The sequence below is a fragment of the Polyangium sp. 6x1 genome, from assembly GCF_029946515.1.
GTDB lineage: Bacteria > Myxococcota_A > Polyangia > Polyangiales > Polyangiaceae > Polyangium.
This window is the reverse complement of record NZ_JARZHH010000106.1, coordinates 1-25,062: the sequence shown is the minus strand read 5'-3', so window position 1 is coordinate 25,062 and position 25,062 is coordinate 1. Positions and strand designations below refer to the sequence as shown.

The 25,062-nt window shown below is 66.7% G+C and carries 15 protein-coding genes; 7 read left to right on the top strand and 8 right to left on the bottom strand.

Going from position 1 to position 25,062, the window contains the following annotated elements; genetic code table 11:
• Nucleotides 1-138: 138 nt before the first annotated feature.
• Nucleotides 139-1,428 carry an ADP-ribosylglycohydrolase family protein gene (locus QHF85_RS46350; RefSeq protein ID WP_281333941.1) on the bottom strand — a complete coding sequence of 430 codons (1,290 nt, stop codon included), beginning with the start codon at nt 1,426-1,428 and terminating at the stop codon, nt 139-141.
• A gap of 629 nt (nt 1,429-2,057) precedes the next feature.
• On the opposite strand from QHF85_RS46350, the gene QHF85_RS46345 reads away from it, so the two are divergent.
• The 5 genes from QHF85_RS46345 to QHF85_RS46325 all read left to right on the top strand — a co-directional run bounded on the left by QHF85_RS46345 (nt 2,058) and on the right by QHF85_RS46325 (nt 12,093).
• The gene (locus QHF85_RS46345; protein ID WP_281333940.1) at nt 2,058-2,846 is read left to right on the top strand and encodes a hypothetical protein; all 789 of its coding nucleotides are present in this window, start codon (nt 2,058-2,060) and stop codon (nt 2,844-2,846) included.
• A gap of 189 nt (nt 2,847-3,035) precedes the next feature.
• Nucleotides 3,036-4,235 carry a hypothetical protein gene (locus QHF85_RS46340; RefSeq protein ID WP_281333939.1) on the top strand — a complete coding sequence of 400 codons (1,200 nt, stop codon included), beginning with the start codon at nt 3,036-3,038 and terminating at the stop codon, nt 4,233-4,235.
• 151 nt (nt 4,236-4,386) lie between these two features.
• Nucleotides 4,387-9,855 (top strand): AAA family ATPase, encoded by a 5,469-nt coding sequence (locus QHF85_RS46335; protein WP_281333938.1) that lies wholly within the window; start codon nt 4,387-4,389, stop codon nt 9,853-9,855.
• 429 nt (nt 9,856-10,284) lie between these two features.
• Entirely contained in the window at nt 10,285-11,658 is a 1,374-nt protein-coding gene (locus QHF85_RS46330) for an MEDS domain-containing protein (protein WP_281333937.1), read from the top strand.
• Nucleotides 11,659-11,691: 33 nt separating this feature from the next.
• Nucleotides 11,692-12,093, top strand: a complete 402-nt coding sequence (locus QHF85_RS46325; RefSeq protein ID WP_281333936.1) for a response regulator — start codon at nt 11,692-11,694, stop codon at nt 12,091-12,093.
• A gap of 135 nt (nt 12,094-12,228) precedes the next feature.
• Here the strand turns inward: QHF85_RS46325 and QHF85_RS46320 are convergent, their stop codons facing one another.
• Both QHF85_RS46320 and QHF85_RS46315 read right to left on the bottom strand, forming a co-directional pair.
• Nucleotides 12,229-13,110 carry a hypothetical protein gene (locus QHF85_RS46320; RefSeq protein ID WP_281333935.1) on the bottom strand — a complete coding sequence of 294 codons (882 nt, stop codon included), beginning with the start codon at nt 13,108-13,110 and terminating at the stop codon, nt 12,229-12,231.
• A gap of 45 nt (nt 13,111-13,155) precedes the next feature.
• Nucleotides 13,156-13,956, bottom strand: coding sequence for a hypothetical protein (locus QHF85_RS46315; protein WP_281333934.1), 801 nt, complete (start codon nt 13,954-13,956; stop codon nt 13,156-13,158).
• A 563-nt stretch (nt 13,957-14,519) separates the two neighbouring features.
• Here QHF85_RS46315 and QHF85_RS46310 point away from each other — a divergent pair.
• Nucleotides 14,520-14,843 (top strand): four helix bundle protein, encoded by a 324-nt coding sequence (locus tag QHF85_RS46310; RefSeq protein WP_281333933.1) that lies wholly within the window; start codon nt 14,520-14,522, stop codon nt 14,841-14,843.
• 47 nt (nt 14,844-14,890) lie between these two features.
• Here QHF85_RS46310 and QHF85_RS46305 read toward each other — a convergent pair whose 3' ends face one another.
• On the bottom strand, nt 14,891-15,376 hold the full coding sequence (locus QHF85_RS46305) for an RNA polymerase sigma factor (protein WP_281333932.1): 486 nt from the start codon (nt 15,374-15,376) through the stop codon (nt 14,891-14,893).
• Between the two features lie 795 nt (nt 15,377-16,171).
• Between QHF85_RS46305 and QHF85_RS46300 the strand changes: the two genes are divergently transcribed.
• A complete protein-coding gene (locus QHF85_RS46300; RefSeq protein WP_281333931.1) occupies nt 16,172-20,353 on the top strand; it encodes a CHAT domain-containing protein in 4,182 nt (1,393 codons plus the stop codon).
• A gap of 578 nt (nt 20,354-20,931) precedes the next feature.
• On the opposite strand, the gene QHF85_RS46295 is transcribed toward QHF85_RS46300, so the two are convergent.
• From QHF85_RS46295 to QHF85_RS46280, 4 genes are all read right to left on the bottom strand, one after another.
• Nucleotides 20,932-21,981, bottom strand: a complete 1,050-nt coding sequence (locus QHF85_RS46295) for a helix-turn-helix transcriptional regulator (RefSeq protein ID WP_281333930.1) — start codon at nt 21,979-21,981, stop codon at nt 20,932-20,934.
• A 483-nt stretch (nt 21,982-22,464) separates the two neighbouring features.
• Complete coding sequence (locus tag QHF85_RS46290) at nt 22,465-23,133, bottom strand: hypothetical protein (RefSeq protein ID WP_281333929.1); 669 nt, start codon at nt 23,131-23,133, stop codon at nt 22,465-22,467.
• Between the two features lie 3 nt (nt 23,134-23,136).
• Nucleotides 23,137-23,655 (bottom strand): hypothetical protein, encoded by a 519-nt coding sequence (locus QHF85_RS46285; protein WP_281333928.1) that lies wholly within the window; start codon nt 23,653-23,655, stop codon nt 23,137-23,139.
• A gap of 1,100 nt (nt 23,656-24,755) precedes the next feature.
• Nucleotides 24,756-25,062 (bottom strand): MYXO-CTERM sorting domain-containing protein (locus QHF85_RS46280; RefSeq protein WP_281333927.1); only part of this gene is annotated, 307 nt, incomplete at its 5' end.

Below are 25,062 nucleotides of genomic sequence, written 5' to 3'. Positions count from 1 at the left end.
GGTCTTGACCTGGCCCGTTCGATGAACTGCGCATCGCGCAGTTCATCGACCCCGAGTCCAGCGCTTGCGCTGGTCCGGGTGCAGGGGCGGACAGCCCCTGCTGGGGCCTGGGGCAAAGCCCCAGCGAGACGCCTTCATTCAACGGATCTCCCACCCGGACGTCGTCACCTCGCCGCCTCCCTCCTTCACGGCGAGGTCCACCAATGCGACCATTCGCCGCGCGACGTCCGTGAACGTATCCTCGGCGTCGGGATCCCCTGGCAGGAGGTCGGGCAGGGTGGGGCGGGTGCGGTGGATATGGTAACGGTCGGATAAAGTTTTCTCCGGGAATGCGGCGCGCAGCTCGTCGAGGCCGCCGAGGAGCGCGACGAGGCCGCCCATGGTCGCCGTGCCGTTGTCGGAGTCCCAGCCCGAGAGGGTGCCGATCTGCACGGTGCGCACGAAATTCCCCTCGCCGAAGAGGAGCGCCATGAGCCCCGTGGCCAGGTTGATGGCCGACTCCGTGAAGCCTCGATACACGAATCCGCGAAAAGGAGCCCCTTCCTGGTAGCGACGCGCGATGGCGTCGCGGGTGCTCTCCCAGTCGTTCTTGTCGTCCGCCGCGAGATACGCGGAGAGCACGAAATCGATGACATCGGCGGCCTTCGAGGTGTCCGGTAGGCGTTGCCTGGCCTCGCGGACGATGCGCACGATCTCCTCGCGCCGCGGCTTCTCCGGATCGACGGTGGCGGCGAGGGAATACAAGAGGACGTGGAATTCGGCCGCGTGCGCGGCGTGGCCGCGGGCGGTGGTGCGGATGGGTAGATTCGCGATTCGCAGGGCGAGATCGGGCATGCCGGGCGCGAGGGCGCCGAAGATCTCGGTGGTGAGCTGCGCGTCGATCTGCAAGGCGTCGGGGTTCTGCGCCGGATCGCTGGTGTCGGGGGGCAGGCGGCCGCGCTCCATGAGGTCCCGCGCCCTCCGGTTCGAGACCCAGATGAAATCGTTCACGTGCGCGCGCCATCCGTCGCGGATCTGCGCCGGCGAGAGGTGCAGCGTCCGCGCTTCGGTCATGAGGTGCAGGTAGACGTATTCGATGTCCGTGTCGTCGTCCGCCTGCCAGGGATCCTGGAACACGAAATCGATCGGCGCGCCGTCGCGGCCGAGGGGTTTTCCCCAGTCGTCGTCGGTGAAAAAGGGGCGCGTGATGCGGACGCCTTCGGTCCGGAGGCCGGTCCAGTTCGCGAGGCACGTGCCGATCCACATGGCGCGGAGCCGCTCGGCGTAGGCGGCGCGATCGAGGTGGATCGAGGTCGCGGCGGGCGCCGCCAGGCATTCCCGGCGCTCCGTGGTATCGGCCCACGCGCGGCCTGGGTCGCGGCTTCCGCAGCCCGCGAGGCCGGCGAGCGCCGGGAGGACGAGGAAATGGCCGACGCGACGCGTGCGCACGAAATGCATCCCGTCGGGGCATTGCAAGCGGGGGACCGGTCGAGGTCGGCCCTTCGGCGCGCGTCGCTCCGGAAGGGAAAGCCCATCCGTAGAAGCCCCTCCGCTTTGGGGCCTCCCCAAACACCCTTCCGGTTGCCCCTCCATCCCATTGGGGCTGCCCCAAGGACCACGGCGACCGCCGGGACCTCGCTTTGGGGACTCCCCAAAGACCACGCCGACAGCGGAGACTTCGCTTCGGGGCCTCCCCATGACGCACGCCGACGGGCCGGACCTCGCTTCGGGGCCTCCCCATGACGCACGCCGACCGCCGGGACCTCGCTTTGGGGCCGCCCCAAAGACCACGCCGATCGCCGGGACCTCGCTTTGGGGCCTCCCCAAAAACCCTGCCGACCGCCCGGACCTCGCTTTGGGGCCTCCCCATGACCCATCCCGACCGCCCGGACCTCGCTTCGGGTCGTCGCCGCTCCGTTTTGGTGCACCCCACGCTCCGTTTTGGAGCACCTCGCCGCTCCATTCCGGCGCAGCGGCCTTCCTTTCCGTGGATTCCGGGTAGGCACGGCCCTTGCCATGACACCTCCCGAACCCGCCACGCGACATCCCGTCGCGACCGAACCAGCGAGGTGTTTCCCATGGCCAATCATTTCTCTCCCGCCAAGCTCTCCCGCGTCGAAAAAGCCACCATCAGCCGCAAGCTTCATCAGAAGCTCATCGAGCGCGCACAACTCGGCCCCGCCGAGCCAGCCCTCGACGTCTTCATTCCCCAGCTCGACGCCATCGCCGCCCGGCTCGACACCCACGTGTCCGGAAAAAACGCCGCCCACGCCGCCGTCGCCGCCCACGCAGACAAGGTCGAAGCCCTCGACGAGGACGTCGATACCTGGGGGCGGCACATCGAATCATTCCTCGATGTCGAGGGGCGTCGCCGCCACAGCCCCTTCGCCTCCGCCGCCCGCGTCCTCTCCGCCGCCGCCTTCCCCGAGGGCCTCAGCTTCCTCGACGACCGCATCCCCGACGAGAACGCAAGGATGCGCGCAACACTCACCATGCTACGCGCCCCCGAGCACGCGCCCACGCTGGCCGGCATCAAGCTGCCGCCCGAATGGATCGATTCACTGGAATCCGCGCTCGACGCGAGCGATCAGGCCTACGCCGATCGCGTCGCAGCCCGCGGGACGCAAGGCGAACACGTACACAAGGGCCGGAGCGTCGAAGCAGAATGGGTGCACGTCGTCAGCCGATTGAAGAAGTACGTGGAGAGCCGCGATATCCGCGGAGACGTCGAGCGCGACGTGGAAAACCGAGCCTTGCTCGCCCCGCTGACGGACGCCATCACGCACGCAAAAGCCGTCGCCGCCACACGCGCGACGCGAAGGTCGAAGAAGGCGGCGGCGCCGGCAGCCGAGATGCCGACGGGGTAGAGGCGCCTCGCTGGGGCTTTGCCCCAGGCCCCACCAGGAGCTGTCCGCTCCTGGACCTGGACCAGCGCCCGCGCTGGACTGGGGGTCGATGAACTGCGCAATGCGCAGTTCATCGACCAGCCGGGGCAAGACCACGAGCGATCGTGCCGAGGCTGGCTTTTCGGTGCGCGTCGCGTGTAGAGTGGCCCCATGACGCCCCCCGCGGTCCATTCTCTCGGACGCATCTTCGCCGCTCCCGTCGCGGCATTCCTCCTCTCCGGTCTCGGCTGCGATGGCGCGCATGCGCCCTCCACGTCGACGGCTTCCTCGGCCGCAGCGAGCTCCTCGGCAGCCTCCGCGCAGACGGCGGCGCCCCGCACCCTGGAGCTGCCGGAGGGCGTTTGTCGGATTGTCGCCAAGGGATTCCGCGGCGAGGGCCTCACGCTCCGGCTCACGCCTGGTGGCCGCGCCTTCGCGACCGTCGGGATGAAGCGCGTCGGCGGGCTGTTCGGCATCCTCGGCACGGCGGGCGAGGGCCGCTCGGCGGACGTCGTGCTGCTCGATGGGCCTTCCAAGGGCTTCGGCATTCGCGTCGAGAATCCGCTCCTCGTGCTGCGTGGGTACGCTGACGCCGCAGACCTCGAGCTCCACCCGGCCCGCGCGAGCGTCACCGCTGGCTTTCTCGTCTCCGCGCGTTTGCGCGTCGTGAGCGCCTCGTCGGCCGGCGTCGAGGTCGCGCCGGTGCTCGACAAGGAGGTCGAGATGGTCGGGAGCCTCCCGGCGCAGCGCTTGGCGTGCGCGGATCTGTCCCTCGATTCCGCTGCGCCCGACGTCGATGCCGCGCTGCCCGCCTCCACGCAGAAGGATGCGTACATGCTGCTGCGGGGCGGGGATCCCATCGACCTCGCCGTGGAGCCCGCGGGGCCGGCCGTCGCGCGCCTGCGCCCGCCGAGCTCGCCCCCTGCCGTCCGCGTGCTCGACACGAAAGGCAAATCGACACGCATTGCGTGGAGGCTCGACAGCGGGACCGTCTTCGGCTGGGTCGCTTCCTCGGCCCTCGAAAAGCTGCCCGAACGTCGCCGCCATCAGGGCGCCGAGGGCCGCTTGCTCGAGGCTCCTCGCGAGGAAAAACCCGTGGAGTCGCTCGTCTGCGGACAGGATGTGCCTCTCGTCGTGGAGGTCGCGGGCGAGCGCGTCACCGTCGGCCAGGTGCGCGCCGGTGTTGCGCTTGGCGTGATGGAGCGCGCCGCGCCCTTTGCGCGCATCGCCGCTCCGCGCGGCCCCGACCACGGCTTCGGCGCCCCCGCTCCGGAGACCACCGCCGCCGAGGGCGCGACGTTCCGCGTGCCCGCCTCCGCGCTCGACGGGTGCAAGTCCTCGCTGCCTGCCGCGCCGGTGCTGGCTCCGTAACCAGCGGTTCGAACGACCGGAGCGATGTGCAAACGACATACCGAGCACGACGACGCTCGCCCGTTCCGCGCTCGCCGGTCCTGTCCGCGTGAACGCCGGCGCTCGACACAACCTGTGCGCGGGCTCCCGATCGGAGTAGTAGAAGATCGAAGTGGAGGCCCTCGACGAATACACGATTGTTGACACCGTCCGCGTGAATGATCGGTTCATCCTCCAGCGCGCCGCGCGGCAGGGTGAAAATCAGCCGATCCTCCTCAAGTACCCCGCGTCCAAGCACCCTTCGCCCGAGACCATCCGCCAGCTCGAGCACGAGCGCGCCGTCGCACGCGACCTCGACGCGGGCCTCGTCCTCCACCCGATCTCGCTCACGCGGTGGGCCGATCGCACGGTCCTGGTCTTGGAGGATTTCCACGGCGTCCCCTTGAGCCACCTCCTCGGCGCGCCCATGGACGTCGGCCGCTTCCTCCGGATCGCCATGAGGACCGCGGAGGCGCTCGCCGGGCTGCACGATCACCACGTCATCCACAAGGACATCCGGCCGGACAACATCCTCGTCGACGTCGAGACGGCCGAGGTCAGGCTCACCGATCTCGGGATCGCCTCGCTCCTCCCGCGCGAATACCAGCAGGCCGATCAGATGAGCTCCATCGAGGGCTCGTTCCCGTACATGTCGCCGGAGCAGACCGGGCGAATGAACCGGGCCATCGACCACCGGACCGATCTCTACTCCCTCGGGATCACCTTCTACGAGATGCTGACGGGCAGCCTTCCTTTTCGTGGCGTCGATCTGCTCGAGTGGGTCCATTGTCACATCGCCGGAACCCCGCGACCGCCGCGCGAGATCGAGCCCGGCATCCCCGAGCCGGTCTCGGCCCTCGTGCAAAAGCTCCTCTCCAAGGTCGCGGAGGATCGTTATCAGACCGCCCGCGGGCTCGCCCACGACCTCGCGCTCTGCCTCGCGCAATGGAACGAGGCCGGCGCCATTCCTCCATTCCCGCTGGGTCGTGAGGACATCTCGGAGCAATTCCACCTCCCGCAGAAGCTTTATGGCCGTGACCGCGAGATCCGGGCGCTCCTCGCTCGCTTCGAACGGGTCGTAGAGGCCGGCGAGCCCGAGCTCGTGCTCGTCTCCGGATATTCAGGCATCGGCAAGAGCTCGCTGATCCGCGAGCTCGAGATGCCCGTCGCCGCGGCGCGCGGGAGCTTCCTCGCCGGCAAATTCGAGGAGACCCGGCGCGATGTCCCTTATGCCACCGTCGTCCGGGCCTTCGTGAAGCTCATCCGACGCCGGCTCACGGAGAGCGAGGAGAAGCTCGCCTCGTTTCGCGAGCGGCTCCGCGAGGCCCTCGGGCCGAACGCCCAGATCCTCGTCGACCTGATCCCGGAGCTCGCGCTCGTCATCGGCGAGCAGCCCGCCGTCCCGGCGTTGCCCCTCACCGAGGAGAAGAGCCGCTTTTACATGGTCTTTCGCCGCTTCCTCTCGACCTTCACGGCCGAGGGGCGGCCCCTCCTGCTCTTTCTCGACGACCTGCAATGGGCCGACGCCGGCAGCCTCGCGTTGATCCAGGAGATCTTCACCCACCCCGACACGAAGCACCTGCTCCTGATCGGCGCGCATCGCGAGAGCGAAGTCACGCCGGCGCACCCGCTGTCCCTCGTGATCTCGGCCATCCGCGCGGCCGGCGCGCGGGTCTCCGACATCGTCCTCGCCCCGCTCGCCTCCGAGGACGTGCTGCGGATCGTCGCCGACACGCTCCAGTGCGACGTCGCGCGGGCGCGCCCGCTCGGGGCCCTCGTGGAGGAGAAGACCGGCAACAACCCCTTCTTCGTCCTGCAATTCCTCGCCGCGCTCCACGAACGCGGGCTCCTCTCCTTCGATCGGGAGGCGCGCGCGTGGACCTGGGATCTCGGCTCCATCCGGGCCGCGCCCTTCACCGACAACGTGGTCGACCTCATGGCCGCCAAGGTCGCTCGGCTCCCCCCGGAGACCCGCGCCGTCCTGGCCCAGGCCGCCTGTCTGGGCAGCGAGGTGGACATCGGCACGCTCGCCGGTGCGAGCCGAAGGTCCGTGAGCGACCTCGACGGCGTCCTCTGGAGCGCGCTCTCGGGCGGCCTCATGAGCCGTGTGGGCGACACGTATCGTTTCCTCCACGATCGGGTGCGGGAGACGGCGTATCGCCTGATCCCGGAGGACCAGCGGGCCGCGACGCACCTCGCGATCGGCCGCACCCTGCTCGACGCGACGCGGCCCGAGGACGTCGAAGCGCGGGTGTTCGAGATCGCCCATCAATACAACCTCGGCCACGCCCTCATCGACGATCCGGACGAGCGCGAGCGCCTCGCCCGCCTCAACCTCCTCGCGGGCCGGCGGGCCCGGGCGTCGACGGCGTACACGTCCGCGGCCTGCTACCTCGCCGCCGGCGTGCGGATGCTCGGCCCCGATCCCTTCGGGGCCGAGCACGCGCTCGGGTTTGCTCTCCATTTCGAGCTCGCCACCTGCGATTACCTCCGCGGCGACCTCGCGGGCGCGGCCAAAGAGCTCTCGGCGCTCGCGCCCCACGCCGCGAGCCGGCGGGAAGAGGCGGCGATCCGGCGCCTCGAGGTCGACCTCTACACGAGCATGGACGACCTCGACGAGGCCGTCGCCCGCGGGCTGTCCGGGCTTTCGCTCTTCGGGATCGTCATCCCGGCGCACCCCACGCGCGCGGAGGTGGAGCACGAGCGCGAGCGCGTCTTCTCCCTGCTCGGCGACCGGCCCATCGAAGACCTCATCGATCTCCCGGAGATGACCGATCCCGAGATCGCCGCGGCGCAGGACATCCTCGCCGTCCTCTTCGCGCCGGCCCTCAATACCGACCCGAACCTGTCGCTCCTGGTCTATTGCTCGATGGTCAACCAGAGCTTGCTCCACGGCAACTCCGACGCCTCCGCGCTGGCGTATGCCTACTTCGGAATGAGCCTCGGCCCGGAGTTCGGGCGGTACCAGGAGGGCTATCGCTTCGGCAAGCTCGGCTATGACCTCATGGAGAGGCGGCGGGGCACGGCGTACAAGGCCAAGATCAGCTTCATCTTCGGCGATAACACGCTCTTCTGGACGCACCACCTCCGGGAGTGCCTGCCTTACCTGGACACCGCCTTTCGCACCGCGCTCGAGACCGGCGACGTGACGTTCGCCTGCTATTGCTGCAACCACATCGTCGTCGACCGGTTCCTCCTCGGTCACCCGCTCGACGAGGTCTTCGAGGAGGCGGAGCGCCGCCTGTCGTTCACCCAGCGGGCGCGGTTCGACGCCTCGACGCAGGTCATCCTCGACATCCAGCACCTCGTCGACACCCTGCGCGGGGGCCCGGCGCCAAGCGAGTGCGCCCGCGACGAGGACGCCCGCGACGCCGTCATGGATCGGTATCCCTGGGCGGTCGTCACGTGCTGGCATTACATCATGCAGCTCATCGCGCGCGTCTTCGCGGGCGATTTCCGCGGCGCCGTGGCTGCGGTCGCGCGCGCCCGGGCGCTGCTCTGGTCGACGGTGGCCCACGTCCAGGAGCCCGAGTTCTGGTTCTACGGCGCGCTCGCGCTCGCCGGCCACCACGACGACGCAGCCCCCGCCGAGCGCCAGGCGATCCTCGTGAGCCTCCGCGATCACGAGCGCAAGCTCGGCGAGTGGGCCGAGATCTGCCCCGAGAATTACGGCCACAAGCACGCGCTCTGCGTGGCCGAGCGCGCGCGTGTCGAGGATCGCCAGCTCGACGCCATGCGCGCATACGACGACGCCGCGCGCGCAGCGCGGCGCCACGGCTACATCCAGAACGAGGCCCTCGCCAACGAGCTCGCAGGTCGCTTCTACCTGAGCCGCGGCTTCGAGACGAGCGGGTGCGCGCACCTGCGCGAGGCCAGGAATGGGTATGCCGAGTGGGGCGCCCACGCCAAGGTCGCCGAGCTCGATCGCCGTCATCCAGGCCTGTTCGACGGCGGCCCCGCGCCGCCCGCCGCCGCCCTCGTGGCCCGGCCCGAGCAGCTCGATCTCATGGCCGTCCTCCGGACCTCGCAGGCCATCTCCACGGAGATCGATCTCGCGCGGCTCCTCGAGACCTTGATGCGCGCGCTGGTCCAGCGGGCAGGCGCGCAGCGCGGGGTCCTGCTCCTCGTCCGCGACGACGATCTCCGCATCGAGGCCGAAGCGTCCTCCGGCCCAGCAGGGGTGGTCGTGAACGTCGCCGCCCGGAGCCCGACGGCATCGGCCGTCCCCGCGTCCATCGTCAAGTACGTGCGCCGGAGCCGAGAGACGGTGATCCTCGAGGACGCCGCGCAGCCGAGCCTTTTCTCGTGTGATCCCTACTTCGCATCTCACAGCCCGAAGGCGGTCCTTTGTCTGCCCATCGTGCAGCAGGCCCACGTCATCGGGGTGCTCTATCTGGAGAATGATCTCATCCCCGGCGCCTTTACCCGCGAGCGCCTCATGGTCGTCGAGCTCCTGGCCTCGCAGGCCGCGATCTCGCTGCAAAACGCCATCCTGTACGCCGCGCTCTACCGAAGCGAGGCGCAGCTCCGCGCGATCGTCGACAACACCACGGCGCTCATTTACGTGAAGGACCTCGAGGGCCGGCACCTCCTCGTCAATCGGCAGCTCGCGGAGATTCTCGGCCGCGACGACGCCGTCGGCCGGACCAACGAGGAGCTCTTCCCGCCGGACCTCGCCGAGGTCCTGAGCAGGAACGATCGGCAGGTCCTCGCCTCGATGGCGCCGCTGGAGGTGGAAGAGAGCGTGCCTCTCGGGGACGGCCTGCGCGCCCACCTGCTCTCCGTGAAGGTGCCCCTCCGCGACGCCACAGGCGTCGCCTACGGCGTGTGCGGCGTCTCCACGGACATCACCCAGCGCGTGGAGGCAGAAAAGGAGCGCGAGCGGCTGCTCCACGAGGCGCAAGAGGCGCTCCGCATCCGCGACGAATTCCTCAACATCGCCTCACACGAGCTGAACACGCCACTCACCCCACTCCGCCTGCAAGTGCAGGTCCTGCGCCGGCGCCTCGAGGATCCCACGCTCGCCGCAAACCCCAAGCTCCAGGGCCTGCCCCGCCTGCTGGAGATCGCAAACCACAGCGTCGAGCGGCTCGAGAAGCTCGTCGGCGAGCTGCTCGACGTGGTCCGCATCGGCGCCGGCAAGCTCTCGCTGGCACTCGAAGAGGTCGATCTCACCACGCTGGCGCGCGAAGCCGCCGACGGCCTCCAGCACGAGGTCACCGCCGCAGGCTGCACCGTCAATCTCGTCCTCGGCGAGCCCGTCATCGGCCGATGGGATCGATTCCGCATCGAGCAGGTCTTCATCAACCTGCTGACGAACGCGGTCAAATACGGCATGGGCAAGCCCATCACCGTCGGCGTGCGTCGCGTGGGGCCACGGGCAGAGCTCTGGGTCGAGGACCACGGCATCGGCATCCCAAAAGACGAGCAAGCCCGAATCTTCGAGCGCTTCGAGCGCGCCGTGTCGAGCCAAAGCTTCGGCGGCCTCGGCCTCGGGCTCTACATCGTCCGGCAAATCGTGGACGCCCACGGCGGCACGATCCGCGTGCACAGCGAGCCCGGCCACGGCGCGACATTCACGGTCGAGCTGCCGTGTGTGTAGCAAGCAGGAGCCGCCGCGCCGGGGCGCTGCCCCGGGCCCCGCGGGGGCTGTTCGCCCCTCGACCCGAACCAGGGCCAGCCCTGGACCTCAAGGGGAAGAACTGCGCGATGCGCAGTTCTTCCCACAGGCCGGTTGGCACCGCATTGCCAGTCGAACCGTCAGCGCTGCTGTCTTGGTCGGCGGGGTCGTTCGTGGTCTTGACCCGGCTGTTCGATGAACTGCGCATCGCGCAGTTCATCGACCCCGAGTCCAGCGCTTGCGCTGGTCCGGGTGCAGGGGCGGACAGCCCCTGCTGGGGCCTGGGGCAACGCCCCAGCGAGGCGCTTCCAGGCTGCCGGCCGGCTCCAGCATTGCAATGAAAATTGCGCGGCCTTCGCTTGCATCCTCCTCCTCGCATCGCCACAACGCGTGGGGGAGCATGAATGGATCATGGTAGCAGCGGGCGTTGACAGCGGTATCCCGGCGGTCGGTACTCTCCCTTGGGGCACGCATTTTTGCCAGTTCTATGATTCCCAGAGGGATCTCGCCGACGCGCTCGTTCCGTATTTCCTCGCGGGGATCCGCGGGAATGCGCAGTGTGTCTGGGTCACGGCCGATCCGCTCCGCGCCCACCAGGCGCGCGACCTGCTCAGGGCGGCCGTGCCCGACCTCGGTGCGCTCGAGCGCAGCGGTCAGCTCGAGATCATCGATCATGGCGACTGGTACCTGAAGACCGGGGGGCTCAAGACCGAGACCCTCCATCGGATGTGGATCGAGCGGCAGGAGATCGCGCTCCAGAATGGCTATTCGGGGCTGCGGGCGAGCGGAAACACGTCCTTTCTCGAGGTATGCGACTGGAAGAGCTTCGCCGACTACGAGGCGAGGCTGACCAACGCGTTTCGGGGGAACCGGATCGTCGGCCTCTGCGCCTACTCCCTCGGCCGCTGCAACTCCGACAGCGTCATCGACGTCGTGCGGAGCCATCAGTTCGCGCTCACCCGACGCGCCGACCAATGGGAGCTCATCGAGAGCTCGTCGCTCAAGATCGCCAAAGAGGAGCTTCGCCAGCTCAACGAGGAGCTCGAGGAGCGCGTCCGCCAGCGCACGGCGGAGCTCGAGGAGGCGCTGCGAATGCGAGAAGACTTCATCTCGGTCGCCTCCCACGAGCTGAAGACGCCGCTCACCTCGCTGCAGCTCTATATCGAGAGCCTGCTGCGGGCCGGCGCGAAAGGGACATGCTCGGCGGGGCAGCTCGCCGAGCGGCTGACGAAGGCCAAGGCGGAGTGCGGCAGGCTGGAGAAGCTCGTGAATTATCTCCTCGACTTCTCTCGGGCCTTGTCCGGTCAGCTCGCGCTCACGCCCGAGGAGGTGGACCTCTCCGACGTCGCACGAATGACCGCCGAGCGTTTCTCCGAGAATCTGGACAAGGCAGGCTGCGCGCTCTCGCTCCGCGCCGACGCACCGATCACGGGCACCTGGGACCGGCTGCGGGTCGAGCAGGTGCTGGTGAACATCCTTTCGAATGCAATCAAGTATGCGCCTGGAGCGCCGATCGAAGTCACCGTGACCGAAGAGAACGGGCATGCCGTCGTGTCGGTGCGCGACCATGGCCCCGGGATCCGGCCGCAGGATCAGGGCCGGATCTTCGATCGATTCGTCCAGCTCTCCCCGACGGAGCACCACCGCGGCGGGTTCGGGCTCGGGCTCTGGATCGTGCGCAAGATCGTGGACGCGTTCCGTGGCAGGCTCGACCTCGAGAGCGAGCCTGGGGCAGGGGCGACCTTCCGCGTGACGCTGCCGCGTGTTCCCGTGGAATCGAGTTGACCCGAAGGGCGGCCCGCCGTCGAGGAGGATTGCGTGACCGACGATCAACGGAATGCCATGGCGGAGGCAACCAGGCGTCGTCCCGGCACGGTCCTCGTCGTCGATGACGATCCGGGGGTGGTCGAGGCCCTGGAGACGCTCCTCGTGGACGAGGGGTATCACGTGGTGACGGCTTGTCATGGGCGCGCGGCGCTCTCGTATCTCACGGAGAACGAGGCGCCTAGCGTCATTTTGCTCGACATGATGATGCCCATCATGGATGGCTATGGGTTCCTCGCGGAGCAACGTCAGCATCCGACGTTTTCGAGGATTCCCGTCGTCGTCCTGACGGCCGGCGCGAACAGCAATCGCGTCCGCGCGCTCAGCCCGACCGGGTTCTTGAGCAAGCCGGTCGATGTCGACGCGCTGCTCGCACTCCTCGAGGAGTATTGCTAGCTCGGAGCGTGGGACGGGCTGCCGCTGCCGCTGCCGCTTCCGCTGCCGCTGCCGCTGCCGCTGCCGCTGCCGCTTCGGTTTCCGCCGCCGCTTCCGCTTTGCGTCTAGGCTTGTTGATCTGCGGAGCTTGCGCCGTCACTTGTCGGGACGCTTCGGTTCCGGCATGGGCGTTCCCGTGAAGGGGTTGATGCGTGGTCCCGGCGGCAGCTCCTCGGGGGGAAGCTCGGGCGAGCCGGGCCAGGCGATGCCCACCTTTTGCAGGAGCCGTTGAACGCCGAGCAGTTGCTTCGGATCGGGCGGCTTGGCGAGGAGCGTTGCGATCTCGTCGGCCGTGAATTCCGTGGGGCCCTGCATCCGCCGATCGACCACCGCGTCGATGATCGCGTGGATGGGTGCGTCTTTCGTTCGGGCGCGCTCTGCTGCTTTCGGGGCAAGCTCCCCCAGTAAGCAGAAGGGGAGGCGACCGTTTTGGAGCATGCCCCAGGGGACCAGTCGGTCGGCGCCCGGGCCTTTCGGGTCGTCGAAGAGCGTGCCCCCGACACGATCGCCGTGGAGCCAAAAGCCGACCCCGGCCAACATTTCCGTATACATTCTCTTATTCGGCAAATTCCCCTTGTACACATCGCTGTTCGTGTCGAGCATGCCGGCGGCCAACTGAAAGGCTGGCTCCAGCTCGGCGGGGAGCCCCGGCACAGCCGGGCGCACATCCTCTGGGCCACCCGTCACCGTGTCAGGCGTCAGGCCGAGGTTAGCAATCGGGCCAAACCCCTTCTCGTACGCAAGACCAACGACGCCCGCCTCGGTCCAGGCCACGACATCGGTGTCGCCACATCCGCTGTCGGTCCGCAAGGCTCCTTGATGCACGTCTCCCGTCCAGGTCGAGTACTCGCGAACGGGAAACCACAGACCGCTCCCCAGTGTTGCCACGAGGCTTTCCACGTAGGCGCGCAGCGCGGCGCGCACGATGGCGTCACGGTCGAAGGCGAGGCGTCCGCGGGGATGGTTGCGTAGGACCATGTGCCTCGCTTAGACCACGTTTGTCTGGGCGTCAACGTGTGCGCGTCACGGCGTGTAGGCTTTCGCGGCGTTGACCCGTTGTACCTCCTCGGCCGGCGGGTTTTTGTTGGAAAGCCACTCGTTGAGCTTCTTCGAAATAACGGCAGCGTTCTTGTTCGAGTTCGTGCCCCAGTCGCACTTGCGCTGGTCCTTCCTGGGCACGACGTGGTTCACCTCCGCGAACAGACCAGGGTCGAAGGGCGCAGGTTTGATCCTCCGATCGTAGAGCACGAGCGGCTCCTCGCACTCTGCTTCCACTTCCTCGCAGTTCGCGTTGTACACGGTGCAAGTCCACTTGAAGCCCGCGAGATCGGAGTGGATCTCGCCGCCATGCGCGTTGCGGTTGACCTGGAGAATATAGTGGTGCTGCAAGAGCGGCTTGCCATCGGCGCCAAGCATGCCGCTGTCACAGTTGTTGAACTCGTGCCCCGGTCCGACCGTTGGCGGCTCGGGCAAGTCGCGATACGGCCCGCTCACCTCCACCAGCACACCGTCGACCTCGACGAGCGGCGTTTGTCGCGGCGCCTTGTCAAAGAAGATCCAGGTCCTGTTCGCCACATCCGGGCCAATTTGGAGCCAGTAGTTCCCTACGCCGTCAGGCTGGCACTTGTACCCCTTGTCGTACGCCGCGTTTCCCGATACCTCGCCAATCAACGCTGCATCTTCACACGCTTTCTCCCACTTCTCGTACCAGCAATCGAACGTGCCCGCCTCGGACACGTAGCAAGCATCGCCAAACGCGGCGACGTACTTGGCGCGCAGCGCCGCGTTCATCAGATCGCCGACGAGCTGGATGCGGTAACGCATGCACGGATCGGGCATCGTCGCCGCACATTCGGCCTTCGTGTCGGTCGGGGTGTCGGGTGGAGCCGGGCACGACTTGAGAGGCCCCGGATCGAGAGGCGACCCGCACGCGCCCGTCATCCATGCCCCACCGAAGTCCCACACCAGTACGCCCAGCATGGCCGAGCGGAGTCTCGTCATTGCTTGCATGGTGTATTGAGTCGCACGTTCATCGGCTCGGCGGCAACGGAAAACCAGGCAGGGGGCTCGCGATGCGCCCGTGAACCGAGCGTCCCATGATGGTCACTGGGTCGGCGGGAGCCGGCAAGAGCCGCGGCAGCGGTACACAATCAGATTTCTGTTGCCGCTTCCGCTGCCGCTCCCGGGACACGCCTTCAAAGGCGCTCTCGTCCGGGTCGTCCAGCATGCCCGCGTGCTCGGGCGGCGCAAGGCCAAGCCGTGCTCACCGTCCTCGCGCTTCGCGCTCCGGGCGGCTGCGCGCGGTGCGAGGCTTCGCCTCGCAGCCTTGCACCACCCTCCGCGCGCGGGCCCGGGACAAGGGTCCCCGGTCGGGGAAGGAGGATGCAATGGCTCTCAGAATTTATGGCGTCACGATCGAAATGCTGCGGCGGCTGCGGCCCGTCATCGAAAAGATCGGCGGCAAGGATGCAAACCTGGCCGATCAGCTACGGCGAGCCGCCACGAGCGTGCCGCTGAACCTGCACGAGGGAGCGTATTCGCAGGGGCGGAACGAACGGGCTCGGTGGCACACGGCCATGGGATCGGCCGCGGAGGTGAGGGCGTGCTTGGACGTGGCGGAGGCGCTGGGATACGTCGAATCCGTCGATGATGGCCTGCGCGATGCGCTCGACCACATCATCGCCACCTTGTACCGGTTGGCGCGTCGGTAAGGCCAACGGCGGGCCGCCCTTCGCCGGGCGGCCCGCCAATGCAGACTCTACGCGAGCGCAAGCATCTCCAAACGCTTTCGGGCAAGACGGACGCGACTGTAGACGGCCTTCGCCTTGATCCCGAGCGACGCGGCGATCTCTGCGATCGACCGTCCCTCCAGATAAGGAATCACCGCGTCCCGGATGCGCGAGCTGATCTTCCCCAGAAATCGCTTGAGCCGGAACATCCCGAACATCGCCTGCAGAAGCACCTCCGTCGATGCCCCGTCCCCCTGCTCGGGAAGCTCCTCCGCAAAACCAACGAGGACCTCACGCTCATAGCGAAGGCGATTTCGATAATTGCGGGCATGGTTGAGCCCGATCACCCAAAGCCACGGACGGGCCTGCTCCGGCGTGACCAGGTACGAGAGGCGACGCCATACCGTGATGAAGATGTCTTGCAGGACATCCTCGACGTCGCGGGATGGTACGGCCTGACCGAGAAGAAGGCGACGCAGGAAGTCGCGGTGTTCGAGGTAGAGACGGCCGAGCAAGGCGTGCGACGCCGAAAAGTTTGCCGGCGGAGGATGGACGAGTATCGTGACCATTAGCTCATGGCTCCGGTAGTGCGGTGTTGTGAGTCAGACGCCGGTCGGTGTTGCAAGCGCCGGCTGGCGTCGCTTGTTTTGTCTCACGAATCGCGGGCGAACTCAACGGTAAATTGGCGGGTTGGTTCGTCCGCGGAGAACCCACGATCCGTCGGGAATGGCGAGAGGGGGGCGTCATGGGGGCCGTGATCCAGGCCGTGCGGGCCGCCCTGGTGAGGACGGCCCGCCTGGGGGTCAGGAGGCGCGGCGGTAGACGAGGCGGCCGAGGGTGGCGATGACGTGGTCCATGCGGTCGAGCGCCCGCGCATCGACCGGGCCGATGTACCGCATGGCCTGAGCGACCTGGACGCAGGCCAGCACCTCCCGCGCGGAACCGAGGGCCGTCTGATTGCATGGAGCGTGATCCCGTGGAAAGAACGCCTATCATCGTTAGGCGCGCTCTGAGATCGAAGCAGATTTCGGCTCGAGCGGTGTCCAGCAAGTCGGTGCGTTTGGCGAAAGGTCAACGATGGGGCCATGGGTCCCCTCGTAGCAGGCCAGCAACCTGAGCCGTTTCGTACCGTGAGCGGTTCTTTAGGCGAGAGCTTCCCATTGCTTCGCCGAGTTTGACCTTACGCCAAACGGCGGCACCGGCGGTGATGCCGTTTGGCCAAGACCAACGTTGCCAAAGCCCACGGGCTGCTAGACCCCGCTAGGGAGCCGTGTTAGGCGCGGTTACACTGCCTTCGGAGACGGCTCATCGTGGACCCCCTTTACATCGTCATTGCTGTGGTCGTGGCGCTCGTCGCCTACTTTCTCCTCGCCGGAAAGCGCAAGGCACGCTCGGACGAGACGCCTGTCTCCCGCCACGCGAAGGTCCCGCTCCCCGCGGCTGCTCGAAGATCGGGCGCAAAGCAGGGGGCGCCGCCGAAGGCCGACCCCGGCACCGCAATCAACGCGGCGAAGCGCACGGCGGCCCCCGGCGGGGACAGTTCCTCCTTCGAGTACAGCGAGAAGACCGTACTTTTCTACGATCCATCTCATGGAAATCAGATTGAGCATTACACTTCGAACGGGCAATGTTATCTCTGGTATCCGGGCAATCGCGGCGTCGTCCCTGGCGAGTGGCGCCTGGAAGGGGAGTATCTCTGCTTTCGATACGACACGAATACGTACAATCCAGTCACCGGCGAGCACGGCGGCAACTGGGAACGTACGTTGCTGCAACGGTGGGGCGCCAGTATCGTCGACGCCGTGCCGGGCGACGTCTTCGGCTTGGCAACCAGGCGTATCCCGGGCCGCTTACCGCCCCACCCCGAGTTCCGATCCATCGATGAAGTAAAGCTCGGGGTGCCGGCGGCCATCGGCGACGACACTCCCTGTCCGTGCGGCAGTGACAAACACTTCTGGCAATGCCACGGCGCAGAGGATCCCGAGGAGCAGGAGATCGAGGACTCGGCGAGCGAATTGACCGAGGTGGACCGCCTTTTCGAGGAGTGTACCGCGCTCTGTAAGGCGGGCGAATTCGACGCTGGAATCCCATTGGCCAGACGCGCACTTGGCCTCCTGGAGGAGAGGGTGGGTCCGGAGCACCCAGATGTGTCCGCCTTGCTCGATTTCCTCGCTACGATTTACAGATATGTAGGTGCCTACGCCGAGGCCGAGCCGCTCTATGAGCGCATCGTATCCATGGAGGAGAAAGCGATGGGGCCGGACCACCCCAACGTTGCCATCGCGCTCAACAAGCTCGCGGTGCTGTGCGTCTCGGCAGGTAACCATGCCAAGGCCGAGCCGCTCATTCAACGCGCGCTCCTCATTCAGCAGCGAGCCCTCGGGCCAACCCATCCCGATGTGGCCATTTCGCTCATCAACCTCGCGGCGATTCACGAACAACAGGGTGACTTCGCCGAAGCCGAGCCGCTCTACCAGCGGGCCCTCGCGATCCGGGAGCAAGCGTTGGGCCCGGAGCACCCCGATGTAGCCGTCGCGCTCCACCACCTCGCGAAGCTGCACAAAACGACAGGCGACTACGCTCGAGCCGAGGCCCTTTACCAGCGTGGGCTGGCTATCCAGGAGCAGGCGCTCAGGCCAGGGCACCCCGATATCGTCGACGCGCTGAACGGCCTCGCGCTCCTGTACAAAACGACAGGCGACTACGCTCGGGCTGAACCCCTCTTTCAGCGCGCTGTCCATATCTCAGAGGCCAGCCTGGGGCCCGATAGCCCTAGTTTGGCCGACCTGCTCAACAACCTCGCCGCCATGTACCAAACGAAAGGGGACTACGCTCGAGCCGAGTCGCTCTTTCAGCGCGCGCATTCCAACCTGGAGAAGGCGCTGGGGCCCGACCACCCCCGCGTGGCCACCTCGCTCAACAACCTCGCGGCTCTGTATCAAGCGAAAGGGGACTACGCCAAGGCAGAGCCGCTCGCTCACCGGGCGCTCGCCACCTTGGAGAAGGCGCTGGGGTCGGGCCACCCCGATGTGGCCGTCGCGCTGAGCAACCTCGCAAGTATCCATCAATCGACAGGGGACTACGCCCAAGCAGCGCCGCTCTACCAGCGCGCGATCTCTGTCATGGAGACAGCGCTGGGGCCAGACCACCCCGACGTCGCGATGTGCCTCCACAACCTCGCGGATCTACATCGAATGGCTGGTGACCACGACGCGTCCGAGCACCTCGGTCGGCGCGCGCTCGCCATCGTCCAAAAGGCGTTTGGGCCGGACCACCCCCTCGTGGCTGCCTTCCTCTCGAACCTTGGGGGGGTATACCAATCGCGGTCAGACTTCGCCAAGGCAGAGGAGCTCTATCAGCGCGCGCTGGTCATCCAGGAGCAGGCGCTGGGGTCGGGCCACCCCGATCTGGCCAGCTCGCTCCACAACCTCGCGACGGTATACCAAGCAAAAAGAGATTACGGCAAGGCCGACCCGCTCTATCGGCGTGCGCTCTCCATACGGGAGAAGGCGCTGGGGCCGGACCACCCGGTCGTTGCTACCTCGCTCCACCACCTCGCGGGGCTGTACCAATCGAGCGGGGACTACGCGCGCGCGGAGGCGCTCTACGAGCACGCTCTCTCGATCCTCGAGAAGGCGCTGGGGCCCGACCACCCCGAACTGGCCGTGGTGCTCGAGCTCCTCGCAGTGCTTTCCCAGGCCATGAATGAGCCTGCGAAGGCCATTCCCTTCATGCGGCGGGCTGCGGCCATACAAGACAAGAACGCCGTGCTGTTCCTGAACAGCGGGTCGGACGAGGCGAAGCGGGCCTACATGGCTCCGCTTCGCTTCTCGACCTATGTGGCGATCTCCCTGCATGTCCACTTCGCGCCGGACGTGCAGGCGGCCAAGCGGCTCGTGCTCGCCACGATTCTCAACCGAAAAGGGCGCGTATTCGATGCGATGATTGGGAGCTTCACGGCGCTTCGCCACAGCGTTGTCCCAGCGGATCTGGCGCTCCTCGATCAGCTCAGGGCGCTCAATGCACAATACGCCGCTCTCCAATGGCGAGGGGCCCGTGATATGCCCGTTCGCGACTACCGCGCAACCCTGGCCCGCATCGCCGAGGAGCGGGAGCAGCTCGAGGCGGAAATCACTCGCCGCGGCGTTGCGCTGGAAGCCGAGCTGAAGCCCGTCACCCTCGAGCAGGTGCAGGCCGTCATCCCCGCGGGAGCTGCCCTCGTGGAGCTGTTCTGGTACATGCCCAACGACCCGATACCACTTCGTTGGCGCAAGCCCCGCTATGTAGCCTACGTGCTGTATCACGAGGGCGAAATCGCCTGGGCGGACCTCGGCGAGGCCGAGCGCATCGATGCGGCAGTTCGGACGTTGCTTGCGGCGCTCCGCGATACCTCCGGAGGTCCCAGGCCGCCCGCTCGCGAGCTCCTGCCCGCCTCGGAGGCTGACGCCGACCCCTGGCAGGCTGCCCGCGACCTCGATAGCCTCGTCATGCAGCCCGTCCGTCGCCTGCTCGGCTCGACCCGCCGGATCCTGCTCAGTCCCGACGGCGAGCTCAACCTCGTTCCCTTCGGCGCGCTGATCGACGAAGAGGGGCGTTACCTGGTCGAGCGCTACGCATTGACGTATCTCGCTAGCGGCCGTGATCTCTTGCGTCTCCAGATCAGCACGCCGTCGAGGCAAGGTCCGGTCGTCGTCGCCGCGCCTGATTACGATGCCGCGCCGGCACCCACCCCGGCGAGGCATCGCAGTGCCCGCAGCGAGCCTGCCACCGACGCGAGAGGTTTATGGTTTTCCCCGCTGCGTTTCGCCGCGGAAGAAGGTCGCGCGATCGCGCGAAAGCTACCTGGGGCCCACGTCCTCTCGGGCGAAGCGGCCACCAAAGGCGCCCTCGAGGTGCTCGCAGGCCCGCGCGTGCTGCATATCGCGACGCACGGTTTTTTCCTCCCGAACCAGCCCGCGCTTCACGCGCCTCCTCCCAGCCCCCTCGATGCCGGCACGCGCGCCTTGGATGGCCGTCCATGGCCGGCGCACCTCATCAAGAACCCGCTATTGCGCTCGGGTATTGCCCTGGCCGGCGCGAACCGCCCTCACGGCGATGAGAATGGCGGCCTCTTGACGGCGCTGGAGTTCTCGCAGCTCGATCTGACAGGGACGAAGCTCGTCGTGCTGTCGGCGTGCGAGACCGGGGTGGGCGACGTCCACAGGGGCGACGGCGTGTACGGGCTCAGGCACGCCATCATGCTGGCAGGCGCAGAGTCGCAGGTCATGAGCCTTTGGAGCGTCGACGACGCGGCAACGCGCGAGCTGATGGAGGCTTACTACGACAAGCTTTGGGCCGGCTGCGGTCGCGGTGAGGCGCTGCGCCAGGCGCAGCTCGAAATGCTGGGCCGCCCAGACCGCGCGCACCCGTATTATTGGGCCAGCTTCATCATCTCGGGCAACGATGCTCCGCTCGACGCAACAGCCCATCGACTCGGCTCGGCGGGAGCCTAGGGCCGTCCGTCACGACGAGGTTCCTCTCGAGAAGGCAGCCTACTCGAACATCATCCTTCGAAGCACGGAAGCTGGTCACTGTGCATGGCTTGTCGGGATGCTCTCTACACAGAGCGTCGTTGCCGGCAGCGCCGGCTCGAAAAAGCGGAAGCGCGCACCGCTCGGGACGCAACCGTGAGCCGTGAAGCACACCACCCGTGACTTTCACGAGTCATGGCCCTGCGCAGTTGCCGAGCGAGATCCGAATCCCTTCGTTCGATCTGCTCCGCGATGCCTGCCGCGTCCCCAGCCATGGCCAAAATGACCTCGTAAATCCTCAGCATGACGAAACCCTCCGCCCGACGACCCAATCGCCGTCCCCGAGCGGGATCCCCTGATTACCGCTCCCGCCCCCGCTTCCGCTTCCGCTGCCGCTTCCGCTGCCGCTTCCGCTGCCGCTGCCGTTGCCGCTCCCGCTGCCGCTTCCGCTGCCGCTCCCGTTCCCCTCTCGGCTCCCGCCTCCACGCCCGCTTCCTCCGCTGACGGCGCTACCAAGATTCGGGCCTTCGGCTTCGACCCGCGCGCGCCTCATGACCGGGTCACGATAACGTAGATCTCCGGTCTATTCCATTTAGCAAGATGATCAGCTCGGATCGTGATTGCACACGGAGAGCACGATAGATGTGCTCGACATGCTTTCGCGCGGTTCCCTCTTTGAGCTCCAGGGCATTGGCGATCTCCTTGTACGACAGGTCAGACTTCGAAAGGAGCAAGGCCACTTCGCGTTGACGTGGCGTTAGCTTTTCGAGCAGCATCCTCGATCCCCCGAAGGATCCTTCGGGCAACGGGATCTCCCTCATTTCGACTAAAACGAGATCCTCATCGATGGCGTGGGTCTCTTTCGTGAGCTTGTGCGTGCCCACTTCCAAAAAACCTGCTCCATTGGATCCATGGAGGTAGCGAACCGGTCTATCGCTACATGGCGGCGTCGCATGGACTCGCGCCAATAGCTCCGTGAGGCGCATTTTCAAAGGAGTGTCCATGGGTGTATAATGGTGAGCCAGGAGGGCGGCGCGACGGTTTGCTTCCCGTATGGCGCCGCCTGGACCAACCAGCATGTATCCAACGCGCTGCTCTCGCATGATCTGGTATCTGATGGGCTCATGAGGCAATAACGGAATCCTCAACCGGCATATCGTCTGTTGAATGTCCCGGTGGACCAGCTCTAAAAGTCGAGCGTCTCTCCAGGTCGGAAGTCGAGCGTTCGTCTCCGTGAAGAGCCAAATGACATCAAGCTCTACTTCACCACCGCGCGCCGACTTTGTGATCACAATTCCGCTCACGTTGCTGAAGCCATAGTGCGGATACATGATTTGACTATATTGATGCTCCATGAACAACCGACCCGGGAGCGCATCGGCGCCGCGCGCAGCGATTCCCACTGGCAAATGAAGAGCAAATGGTATTGCCAGATCGATGGCGACATGCTGCGCTCGCGATAGCAGAAATGAATCCGGTACGTGGTAGACTGCGTGCAGTGGCTCTGTCGACGACGCGGAGTTGATTGCTTCGACCAACCCTCCCGCAAATGGAAACACATGACGGATTGCGTCGAATATGGCCTTCGCGGGTGACGCGGCGTTGAGCATCTGGAGCTCTCTGCGAGCGACGCCAACGGCCGCAAGCTCATTCCTGGTCCACGTTGGTATCGGCCCGCGTGTGCGAAGCAAGGTCCCGTGAATGATCTCGTCCAAGCTTGGTATTTTGATCGCCAACCTGACCTCCCGGATCAGCTATGGTGTTCTGGGGAATCGGCAACGATAGGACCGTTCCGAACGGCTTGGCAAGGCCGACGTGCTTTCTCGTCGCCCCGAGCGACGCTCGGCCTTGGTCGTCCTCGTAGCCATGACAAGTCTCCCTTCAACGAGGCATACATGCATGGCCGAGGGGGAGGCGGAAGGATGGGGGTGGCGGGACGGATACGGCGTCCGCGATATGCGACAAAGCGAAATCAGCGAGCTTGGCGGGCAAGGTGGGGTCGGCCGCTTCGACGCGCGGCGTTCCACGCGGCACGGCAAAGCGTCACGATGAACCGTCGAGTCTGCTGTCGTCGCCTGCGACGTGCGTCTTCGTCAGCGCTGGGCGCTGCGCCAAGCTTCGCAGTTGAAAACAGCCGTGGCCTGGTAGGGGCGGGTCCTGTCGTTGGGCTCGGGGAGGAGGATCTCCCTCGTGCAATTCGCCGCATACAGATGATGCAGGATCGCATCGAAGCCCTGCTGGGCTTCGTCGAACGTCTTCCATTCGACCGTCGCCAAACACGAGCGCGTGCGACAATCGACGGAGACGAGCTTCAACCCCTCCTTCTGTTCCAAGGTGTCGAAGTCGTCTTCAAAGAGCTTGGCCGTGGTGCTGCTCCATGCCTTGTCGACGGGCTCTTCCCAGTGCCGAGCGACCGCCTGCTCGTGCATCTCGACATTGCGATGTTGCTCGGCCTCGAGGTCCTCGGGCGCCACCTTCGCTTCGGCCTGCGGATGCGCGCCCGCCTCCGCGGTCGCTTCCATGGCGGCGACACGCCGCTCCAGATCGAGCATGCGCCGTCTCTGCGCGTCGTCCGTGCTCGGGTTGGCGCGCTCCGTCGCCAGGGTCGGCTGCATCGAAATGGATGCCGGACCCTTTTTCTCGACAGGCGGCGCGCTGGATCGCGAGACCCATAACGATGTCAACGCTCCTACGGCCGCCCCTGCCGTGATGAGCAGGAGCGGCCAAAGGATGCGCCGAGAATGCTCGAAGCTCCGTTTCATGCGTTACGGGTAGTAAACCCTGAACCCGGTGAGGGTGTTCGTGCCGTCGGTGTTCGGCGGGAGCTCCGCGTGAAGGTATGGAAAAGTCGATGTGGTGGAATCTTCCCACGGTAACAGGGCCGGGTACAGCATAAAGTCGCCCACAGCGTTTCCAGCGCCATTGCTTGTGGCATTTCCGCAAGTGCCTCCCGCCCCGCTGAGGAAACGGCGACAGAGCATAACGCTTATCGCCTGAGTCGCCGAGTTGTCATAGCCCGCTACAGCGACGGAGATCGCATCGCGCGGCTCGTACGTCGTGTCGGACGGAACATCGCAAACGACGTTGAGCGGCGTCGACGTGCTGGTATTGTAGATGCCCTTCGGGCCTATCTTCAGGTAGACGGCGTCCCCGTTGGCGTTGGTGGATGCACAGTGAGAAACTCCGACGCTTCTCACCCACGCGGCATCCGATGAAGCTGCGGTCGTCAAAATCGCGCTTACGGCGACCGATGCGCCGAACAACAGGATCGAGCGTGCATTCATTTGATTTCTCCTTCTCGGGCTCTCGGAGTGCATGGAGCTGATATCGGCTCCATGCAGAGGCTCACGTTGGTCCCATTCGTGCCGATGGCGCAGCTTGTTCTCATGGCCTAAAACTCTCGTCATGAAAGCCGCTGCATTGAACCGATATGCCAGACAGACCCATATTTATTGGTTTGCCATCGATGACGTCGTGATGGGAGGCTCTACGAGACCCGCCCCTTACTCAATACGCAAAATGGCGTAGCTCCGACCCACCGATTCCGCTGTCAACAGAACGCGCGCTTAGGGTGAACAACCCGCCCGTTTGCCCTCGCGCGCGAACACCGTCACCGCGACGCCACCCCCGCGGCAGTATCCCCAGCGCGCCACCGCATCGTGCCCACGCACCCCTTCCTAAGAACAGCGGTACACGATTAGATCGCGGTTGCCGCTTCCGCTGCCGCCCCCGCTTCCGCCCCCGCTTCCGCTTCCGCTTGCCGCTTCCGCCCCCGCTTCCGCTCGGGTAGCGCGCTCTCGCGGCAGGACCTCGGCCGCGCCCTCGCCGACGCTCCGCTCGGGTGCATCGTCGATCTCGGAGTCCGCTTTGGGGCCTCCCCAAAGACCACGCCGACAGCGGGGACTTCGCTTTGGGGCCTCCCCATGACGCACTCCGACGGGCCGGACCTTGCTTTGGGGCCTCCCCATGACGCACTCCAACCGGCGGGACCTTGCTTTGGGGCCTCCCCATGACGCACTCCGACGGGCCGGACCTCGCTTTGGGGCCTCCCCATGACGCGCTCCGACGGGCCGGACCTTGCTTTGGGGCCTCCCCATGACGCACTCCGACGGGCCGGACCTTGCTTTGGGGCCTCCCCATGACGCACTCCGACCGCCCGGACCTCGCTTCGGGTCGTCGACGCTCCGTTTTGGAGCACCCCGCGCTCCGTTCTGGAGCACCTCGCCGCTCCATTCCGGCGCAGCGGCCTTCCTTTCCGTGGATTCCGGGCGGGCACGGCCCGGCGGCCGAGATACCGATGGGCTAGCCGCCGCCGCTGCCGCTCCGCGCGGCTCCGCGCACGGGAGTGCCCTGTATCGAGGTGCGCGAAGCCGGGGCGCTCAGCTCACCGCCGCGCGCCTACCCGAGCGCCCTGCCGCCTTCGCCGCAGCGCGATCAAGAGCCCGAGACCGATCCAGGGGGCCCCGTTCGCCGAGCCGCCCCCGACGACGCAGGCGCCACAGCCACCCTCGCTCGACGGCATTTCCCCGGCGCTACCGCCCGAGCCTGTACCCGTGCTCGTGCTCGTCGCCATCATCCCGCCGGTCCCGGTCGCGCTGCCGCCGCCACCGCCGCTACCGCCGGTCCCGGTCGCGCTGCCGCCGCTGCCGCCGCTGCCGCCGCTGCCGCCGCTGCCGCCACTGCCGCCGCTG